Annotated in this window: 7 protein-coding genes and 1 tRNA gene; 7 read left to right on the forward strand and 1 reads right to left on the reverse strand. The window is 78.6% G+C overall.

All coding sequences use genetic code 11. The features are described from left to right. From WDZ17_RS16410 to WDZ17_RS16435, 6 genes are all read left to right on the forward strand, one after another. The coding region (locus tag WDZ17_RS16410; protein ID WP_422632018.1) for a hypothetical protein at positions 1-1030 on the forward strand (1030 nt) is incomplete at its 5' end. A 56-nt stretch (positions 1031-1086) separates the two neighbouring features. Next, positions 1087-1162, forward strand: a tRNA-Ala gene (locus tag WDZ17_RS16415). 104 nt (positions 1163-1266) lie between these two features. After that, complete coding sequence (locus WDZ17_RS16420; RefSeq protein ID WP_339576258.1) at positions 1267-2061, forward strand: aldo/keto reductase; 795 nt, start codon at positions 1267-1269, stop codon at positions 2059-2061. A gap of 40 nt (positions 2062-2101) precedes the next feature. Next, on the forward strand, positions 2102-3199 hold the full coding sequence (locus WDZ17_RS16425) for a FecCD family ABC transporter permease (RefSeq protein ID WP_339576259.1): 1098 nt from the start codon (positions 2102-2104) through the stop codon (positions 3197-3199). Further along, entirely contained in the window at positions 3196-4311 is a 1116-nt protein-coding gene (locus WDZ17_RS16430; RefSeq protein ID WP_339576260.1) for a FecCD family ABC transporter permease, read from the forward strand. Before WDZ17_RS16425 ends, WDZ17_RS16430 begins: the two co-directional genes overlap by 4 nt. Before the next feature lie 64 nt (positions 4312-4375). Beyond that, entirely contained in the window at positions 4376-5230 is an 855-nt protein-coding gene (locus WDZ17_RS16435; RefSeq protein WP_422632020.1) for an ABC transporter ATP-binding protein, read from the forward strand. A 66-nt stretch (positions 5231-5296) separates the two neighbouring features. Here the strand turns inward: WDZ17_RS16435 and WDZ17_RS16440 are convergent, their stop codons facing one another. After that, entirely contained in the window at positions 5297-7006 is a 1710-nt protein-coding gene (locus tag WDZ17_RS16440; protein WP_339576262.1) for a dolichyl-phosphate-mannose--protein mannosyltransferase, read from the reverse strand. A gap of 157 nt (positions 7007-7163) precedes the next feature. On the opposite strand from WDZ17_RS16440, the gene rsmI reads away from it, so the two are divergent. Beyond that, on the forward strand, positions 7164-8171 hold the full coding sequence (rsmI, locus tag WDZ17_RS16445; protein ID WP_339576263.1) for a 16S rRNA (cytidine(1402)-2'-O)-methyltransferase: 1008 nt from the start codon (positions 7164-7166) through the stop codon (positions 8169-8171). Positions 8172-8256 lie beyond the last annotated feature (85 nt).

Consider the following 8256-nt stretch of genomic DNA (forward strand, 5'->3'; position numbering starts at 1 on the left):
GGCGCGGCGCCGCGCCGAGCTCGGCGCCTGGCACGCCGCCGGTCGCGGGGCGCACCGCCGGCCGACGACCCTGTCGCCCTCGACGTCGACCCCGACGCCGCGCGCCGGTGGCTCCCGCGCCGTCGGCGGCGCCGCGACGGGGACGGGGGGCGCGTCCCCGTCGGTGCTCGGCCCCACGACCCCCGGCGTCCGCCGCGCCACCGCCGGGGCGCGGGTCCTCGAGCGCCGGTCCGCCGTCCCCCGGCCGCGCTGCGCGGGCAGCCGTGCCCGGCCGGCGCTGCTCGTCGCCGGCACGACCGGCCCCCTGACCGCGCGCGTCCCCGTCCCGCCGGCGACCGCCGCCCCGCCGCAGGTCGCCGCCCCGCCGCAGACCGCCGCCCTGACCGCGGTCGTCGAGCCGGCAGGTGGTCCCACCCCGGACCCGGTGCCCGGCCCGCGCGGCGGCCCGGCCCGCACCCGCCCTCCTCGTCGTGAGGGGCGCACGGCGAGGGGCGCGGCGGCCGTGCACGCGGTGGTGCTCTCGGCCTGGCTCGTCGCCGTCGTCACGAGCGCGGTGCTGGTCGCGTCCGGCGTCCTCCCGCCCGCCGCGGCCGTCGCGGCACCGCTCCTGCTCGGGGCCCACCTCGTGCTGCTGCGTCGTCGCGCGGTCGCCCGGCGGCAGGCGACCCGCGGGGCCCGGACGGTCCCGCGCGCCGACCGCGCCGCGACCACCGCGCCGTCGGGGGCGCAGGAGCGGCCCGTCCTGCTGGACCTCGGGGAGCAGGCCCCGGGGGACACGTCGCCGGGGGAGACGTCGCCGGGGGAGACGGCGCCGGGGGAGACGACCCCGGGGGAGACGTCGCAGGCCCCCCGCACGGGGGTCGTCACCGGTCTGCTCACCCCCCTCGCCGACCTGCGGGCGGCGGCTGCCGCGCAGGCGGCGGAGGGCGTGCGGGCCCCGGCGGCCACCGGCGAGCCGGCGCCCCCCGCGGCGACGGCCGCCCAGGACGCGCCGCCGGTCCGGCGGGTGCGCCGCCGCCGCTCGGCCTGACGGGCCTCCACGGGGAGGGCCACCGCGCCGGCGCTGGTAGTGTCTCCGACGTCCTCGGGGCTGTGGCGCAGCTGGTAGCGCACCTCGTTCGCAACGAGGGGGTCAGGGGTTCGAGTCCCCTCAGCTCCACCACGACGGCAGGGCCCGGGCGCGACGCGCCCGGGCCCTGCGTGCGTCCGGCGGGCCCGGGCTCTCACGTCGTGCGCCGCGCGGCGCCCGGCACCAGGGTGGTGGCCATGACCACCGCGACGACATCCCTGCCCGGCCCCGCGGCGAGCCTGCCCGGCGGCGGGTCCATGCCCCTGCTCGGCCTCGGCACGTGGCAGTCCGAGGGCGACGACGCCTACCGCTCCGTCCTGCACGCCCTCGAGGTCGGCTACCGGCACGTCGACACCGCCACCGGCTACGGCAACGAGGACCAGGTGGGCCGCGCGCTCGCCGAGTCCGGCGTCCCGCGCGAGGAGGTCTTCGTGACGACGAAGCTGCCGCCGGACGACGCCGGCCGGGCCCGCGAGGTCCTGTCCCGCTCGCTGGACCTGCTCGGCCTGGACTTCGTCGACCTGTGGCTCGTCCACTGGCCGCCGTCCGGCGGCGCGAGCCCGCAGACGTGGGAGCAGCTCCTCGCCGCCCGGGCCGACGGGCAGGCCCGCGACGTCGGCGTCAGCAACTACAGCACCGCGCAGGTCGACGAGCTCGTCGCCGCCACGGGCGAGGCGCCGGCGGTCGACCAGGTGCCGTGGGCCCCGGCGCTGCACGACCAGCAGTTCCTCGACGCGTGCGCCGAGCGCGGCGTGGTCGTCGAGGGGTACAGCCCCTTCAAGAAGACGGACATGGACGACCCGGTCCTCGCCGAGGTGGCCCGCGCGCACGGCGTCACGCCGCAGCAGGTCGTCCTGCGCTGGCACCTGGAGCACGGCGTCGTCGTCATCCCGAAGTCGGTGACCCCCGAGCGCATCGAGGCCAACGCCGACGTCTTCGGCTTCACGCTCTCCGCCGACGAGGTGCGCCGGGTCGACGGCCTCGCCGGCTGACCGGCCACCGCGGGGCGGCAGGAGGTTAGGCTTCCCTGCCATGAGCGCTCCCGCCCCGGCCGCCCCCGCGGCCCGGACCGGCGCCGCCGCGCCCGCCGACGGGCGGTCCGCTCGCCGGCAGGGGGCTCGTCGGCACGGGGCGGGGACGCTGTGGCTGGCGGTCGTCGTCGCGGCGGCGGCGCTGGCCGGCGCGGCGCTGCTGAGCCTCGCGGTCGGCTCGCGCGCCGTCCCGCCCGCCGTCGTCCTCGACGCGCTGCTGCGCCCGGACCGCTCGGTCACCGACCACCTCGTCGTGCTCGACCTCCGGCTGCCCCGGACCGTGGTGGGCCTGGTCGTCGGCGCGGCCCTCGGGCTGGCCGGCGCGCTCATGCAGGGGCTCACCCGCAACCCGCTCGCGGACCCCGGCCTCCTCGGGGTCAACGCGGGAGCCGCGACCGCCGTCGTCCTGGCCATCAGCGTGCTCGGCGTGACGTCGCCGTCGGGGTACGTCTGGTTCGCCCTCGTCGGCGCCGCCGTGGCGGCGGTCGTCGTCCACGGCGTCGCCGCGACGGGCCGCGAGGGCGCCACCCCGGTCAAGCTGACGCTCGCGGGGGCGGCGGTCAGCGCGATGCTGCTGTCGGTCACGTCGGCCGTCCTCGTCACCGACAGCGCGACCTTCGACCAGTTCCGCTTCTGGCAGGTCGGCTCCCTGTCCGGCCGCGAGCTGTCGGTCGTGGCCGCGGTCCTGCCGGTCCTCCTCGTCGGCGCCGTGCTCGCCCTGGCGATGGGCCCGGTGCTCGACGCGCTCTCGCTCGGCCAGGACGTGGCCCGGGGGCTCGGGCAGCGGACCGGGGTCGCCCGGGCCGTCGGGGCGCTGGCCGCCGTGCTCCTGTGCGGCGGGGCGACGGCGGTCGCCGGCCCGGTCGCCTTCCTCGGCCTGGCCGTCCCCCACGTGGTGCGCGCGGTCACGGGGCCCTCGCACCGGTGGCTGCTGCCGCTGTCGGCCCTCGTCGCGCCGACGGTGCTGCTGCTCGCCGACGTCCTCGGCCGCGTCGTCGCCCGCCCGGGGGAGCTCCAGGTCGGCATCGTCACCGCCGTCGTCGGCGCCCCGGTCCTCGTGCTGCTCGTGCGCCGCCGCCGCGGGGCGGTGGCGCTGTGAGCGCCGTGACCCAGGGCGTGCCGGTGACGCGCGGACTACCTCCCCGTCCGGCGAGGCCGGACGGGCTCGCGCCCGAGCGGCTGGCCGCGGCGGCCCGCGCCGTGCGCAGCAGCCGCCGGGCCGCGGCGGCCCGCGCGGGAGCCGTGACGTCGGTGCTCGGCGCCCTGGTCGTCGTCGTGCTCGTCGTCGCCCTGTCCGTCGGCGACTTCCCCCTCACGCCGGGCGAGGTGGTCGGCGCGCTCCTCGGTCGCGGCGACGGCGGCGCCGAGCTCGTCGTCCTCCAGCTGCGGCTGCCGCGGGCGCTGGCGGGCGTCGTCGCGGGCGCCTGCTTCGGGCTCTCCGGCGCGCTGCTGCAGTCGCTGCTGCGCAACCCTCTCGCCAGCCCCGACATCATCGGCATCTCCGCCGGCGCGAGCGCCGCCGCCGTCGTCGCGCTGCTGGGGCTGGGCCTGCAGGGGCTGTCCGTGTCCGCCGCCGCCGGGCTGGGGGCCCTCGCCACCGCGCTGGCGATCGCCGCCCTGTCGCACCGCGGGACGCTGTCCGGCTACCGCTTCGTGCTCGTGGGCATCGGGGCGGCCGCCGTGCTCAACGCGGTCGTCAGCTTCGTGCTGACCCGGACCGACTCCACCGAGGCGTCCCTGGCCCTCGTCTGGCTCACCGGGAGTCTCAACGGGACGAGCTGGGACGGCGTGACGCCGCTGCTGCTGTCCGCGGCCGTCCTCGTCCCGCTCGCCCTGCTGGCCGGGCGCGCCCTCGGCGGCCTCGGCGTGGGCGACGACGCCGCCGCGGGCCTCGGCCTGCGGGTCGGGCGCTCGCGGCTGGTGCTGCTCGTCCTCGCCGTCGCGCTGGCGGCGGCCGCCACCGCGGCGGCCGGGCCGGTGGCCTTCGTCGCCCTGGTCGCCGCGCCCGTCGCCCGGCGGCTGCTGCCGGGACGCGCCGCGCTGCCCGCGGCGGCGCTGGTCGGCGCGCTGGTGCTCTCGCTCTCCGACCTCGTCGCCCAGCACGCGCCCCTCCTGCCGCAGCTGCCCGTCGGCGTCGTCACCGGTGTCGTCGGGGCGCCGTACCTGCTCTGGCTGCTCGTCCGGGCGGGTCGTACGGGGACGGCGGGCTGAGGTGGCGCCGGTGACCGGGCAGCGGACGGGGGGGACGACCCGGCAGGACGTCGAGCGCCCGCCGCTGGACGGGGCCCGTCCGGCCGCCACCCCCACGGGCGGGAGCCGCGAGCACGAGCTCGAGGCCCGCGGCCTGCGGCTGGGGTACGACGGTCGCGAGGTCGTCTCGGACCTCTCGCTGCGGGTCCCGCCGGGGCGCGTCACGGTCGTCGTCGGCGCCAACGCCTGCGGCAAGTCGACGTTGCTGCGGGGCATGGCCCGCCTGCTCGACCCCAGCGCGGGGGCCGTCCTGCTCGACGGGCGGGCGATCCACGACATGCCGACGAAGGCCGTCGCCGAGGTCCTCGGTATCCTCCCGCAGAGCCCGGTGTCCCCCGGCGGCATCACCGTGGCCGACCTCGTCGGCCGCGGCCGGTACCCGCACCAGGGCTGGTTCCGCCGCTGGACGCGCGAGGACGAGGAGGCCGTGGCGCGGGCGCTGGCCTGGACGGCGACCGACGGGCTCGCCACGCGTGCGGTCGACGAGCTCTCCGGCGGGCAGCGCCAGCGGGTCTGGATCGCCATGGCGCTGGCGCAGGAGACCGACGTCCTGCTCCTCGACGAGCCGACCACCTTCCTCGACCTCGCCCACCAGGTCGAGGTGCTCGACCTGCTCGCCGACCTGAACCAGCGCGGCACGACCGTCGTCCTGGTCCTGCACGACCTCAACCTCGCCTGCCGCTACGCCGACCACATCGTCGCCATGTGCGACGGCCGGGTCGTGGCCGAGGGCACGCCCGCCGAGGTCATCACGGCCGCGACGGTGCGCGAGGTCTACGGGCTGGAGGCGCACGTCGTCCCCGACCCCGTCTCCGGGACCCCGATGGTCGTGCCGCTCGGGCGCCACCACTGCCCGCGCCCCGCCCCGCCCACGTCCTGAACGCCTGTCCTGGGCGCACGTCCTGGGCGCACCGTGGGCCCACGTCGCCGACCCGCCCGGGGAGCGTCAGATCCAGCTGGGGAACCACATCCGCCAGCGCCAGTGGTCGGTGGGGATCGTCTCGGCCGTCCACACCGGCCAGAAGAAGGCCGCGGCGAGCACGGCCGCCACGACGACCGTGCCGGCGACCGCCGCCCCCCACCGGCGCCGGCGCGGCGAGGAGCCCGGTCGTCCGAGCACCATCCCGAGCACCATCGTCAGCGCCAGCACGACGTAGGGCACGAACGCCACCGTGTAGAAGGTGTAGATCGTGCGGTCCGGGTAGAGGAACCACGGCAGGTACAGCCCGGCCAGCGGGGCGAGGACGGCGCCCGCGCGCCAGTCCCGGCGCAGCGCCCAGACGCCGAGCAGGACGACGAGCGCGAGCGACCCGCCCCACCAGACGACCGGGTTGCCGAGCGCCGTGATCGCGCGCGAGCACGCCTCGACGGTGCACCCGGCGGCGCCCTCGGTCGGGGCCTCGTAGAAGAAGGACGTCGGCCGCGACTGCACGAGCCACGACTCGGGGCTCGACTGGTACGGGTGGCTGCTGCTGAGGCCGACGTGGAAGGCGTACATGTCGACGTGGTAGCGCCAGAGCGAGGCCAGCGCGTCGGGCACGCCCGGCAGGTAGTCCGGCCGGTCGGCGGCGTACTGGCGCAGGTGGCCGCCGCTGGTGGCGAACCAGCCGGCCCAGGTGGCGAGGTAGGTGCCGAGGGCCGCGAGCAGCATCCCGACGGCGGCGGGCACGCCGTCCTTCAGCACGCCGCCCGCGAACCAGTGCCGCACGCCGGCGGCGCGGCGGGCGCCGGCGTCCCACAGCACCGTCATGAGGCCGAGGACGGCGAAGGCGTAGAGGCCCGACCACTTCGTCCCGATCGCCAGGCCGAGGCAGACCGCCGCGACCAGCCGCCACGGCCGGGCGAGCAGCCAGGGCCCCAGCCCGCCCAGGCGGGCGCCGGTGGGCCCGCGCGTCGTGACGACCCGCGCCAGGCGCGTGCGGCTCGCGTCCCGGTCCAGCAGCAGGGCGCCGACCGCCGCGAGCACCCAGAACATGACGAAGACGTCGAGCAGCCCCGTGCGGGAGTGCACGAGGTGCTGGCCGTCGACGGCGAGGAGGAGCCCGGCGACGGTGCCGAGCAGCGTCGAGGAGAGCAGTCGCCGGGCGATGCGGGCGACCATGAGCACGGACAGCGTCCCGGCCACCGCCGCCCCGAGGCGCCAGCCCGCGGAGCTGTCCTGGCCGAGGAGGAGCTGCCCGAGGGCGAGCACCCACTTGCCGGCGGGCGGGTGGACCGGGAACTCGGCACGGTCCAGGGGGGCGGGGTCGCCGGCGGCGAAGGCCGCGTCGGCGCCCTCGGGCCAGGCCCGCTCGTAGCCCGAGAGCAGCAGCGAGTAGGCCTGCTTGACGTAGTAGGTCTCGTCGAAGACCAGCTGGTGCGGCCGGCCGAGCTCCCACAGCCGCACGACCCCGGCCAGCGCCGTGACCAGCAGCGGGCCGAGCCAGCCCCGCAGGCCGTCCGCCGGCAGGCGGCCGACGAGCCGCTCCCGCAGGGCGGTGCCGTCGTCCCCGGTGCCGTCGTCCCGGGTGCCGTCGTCCCGGGCGCCGTCGTCGGTGCGGCCGTCCGCACCGGCGTCGGCGCGCGCAGGGGAGCCCGCGGGGCGGGCGGCCGACGAGCTGCTCCCGCAGGGCGGTGCCGTCGTCCCGGGCGCTGTCGTCGGTGCGGCCGTCCGCACCGGCGTCGGCGCGCGCGGGGGAGCCCGCGGGGCGGGCGGCCGACGTCGTGCTCACGCGGCGCATGCTAGGTGGGGCCGCCGGGACGGCACCGCCGCTCGGGCGGACGCCGCCCGCTCGCCGCGCGGCCGCACCCCCGCGCGCTGGGAGACTGGTCGCGTGCCCCCCTCCGACGACGCCCCCGCCGACGTCGGGCCCCGCCCCGAGGGCGTCCTGCCCGACGGGCCCGACGAGGGCCCGGAGGACGACCCGGAGGACGACCCGGAGGACGACCCGGAGGACGACCCCGACGCGGTCGCGCTCACCCCGTCGCTGTCGCCGGTCGCCCCGCGTCCCGGAGGCCGGCTGCTGCTCGCGGCCACGCCCATCGGCGACGCGCGGGACGCGCCGCCGCGCCTGGCGCACCTCCTCGCGACGGCCGACCTCGTCGCCGCCGAGGACACGCGGCGCCTGCGCCGGCTGCTGCGGGCGCTCGACGTCGAGCCGCGCGGTCGCGTCGTCTCGTGCCACGAGCACAACGAGGCCGCACGGGCGGACGACGTCGTCGCCGTCGTGCGCGCCGGCGGGACGGCCGTGCTCGTCAGCGACGCCGGCATGCCGTCCGTCTCGGACCCGGGCTACCGGCTCGTGCAGGCGATGGTGGCGGCGGACCTGCCGGTCAGCGCCGTCCCCGGCCCGTCCGCCGTCCTCGCTGCGCTCGCCGTCTCGGGCCTGCCGACGGACCGCTTCACCTTCGAGGGCTTCCTGCCCCGCAAGGACGGCGAGCGCCGCGGCGTCCTCGCCGACCTCGCCGGCGAGCGCCGGACGATGGTCTTCTTCGAGTCCCCCCACCGGCTGGCCGCCTCGCTCGCCGTCATGGCCGAGGTGCTCGGCGGCGACCGGCGCGCCGCGGTCTGCCGGGAGCTGACGAAGACGTACGAGGAGGTCGTCCGCGACGACCTCGACGGCCTGGTCGCCTGGTCCGACCGCACCCTCCTCGGGGAGATCACGCTCGTCGTCGCCGGCGCTCGTCCGCGTCGGCCGGGCCCGCAGGAGCTGCTCGACCTCGTCCTCGCCCGGACGGAGGCGGGGGAGCGCCTCAAGGACGCCGCGCGGGCCGTCGCCGCCGAGCACGGGGCGACGAGCCGCGACCTCTACGCCGCCGCCGTGGCCGCCCGGAAGGGCTGACCCCGCGAGGGGACCGGCACAGGTCGTCGTGGCTCCGCGTCGCCGCAGGTCAGCAACCCTGCGCCGTCTTCGAGGCGCACCGTGG

The sequence above is a fragment of the Pseudokineococcus basanitobsidens genome (assembly GCF_037482545.1).
Classification (GTDB): domain Bacteria; phylum Actinomycetota; class Actinomycetes; order Actinomycetales; family Quadrisphaeraceae; genus Pseudokineococcus; species Pseudokineococcus basanitobsidens.

Coding starts and splice junctions, on each gene's coding strand:
- WDZ17_RS16420 (WP_339576258.1), top strand. CDS start 1,267: ATGACCACCGCGACGACATCCCTGCCCGGCCCCGCGGCGAGCCTGCCC.
- WDZ17_RS16425 (WP_339576259.1), top strand. CDS start 2,102: ATGAGCGCTCCCGCCCCGGCCGCCCCCGCGGCCCGGACCGGCGCCGCC.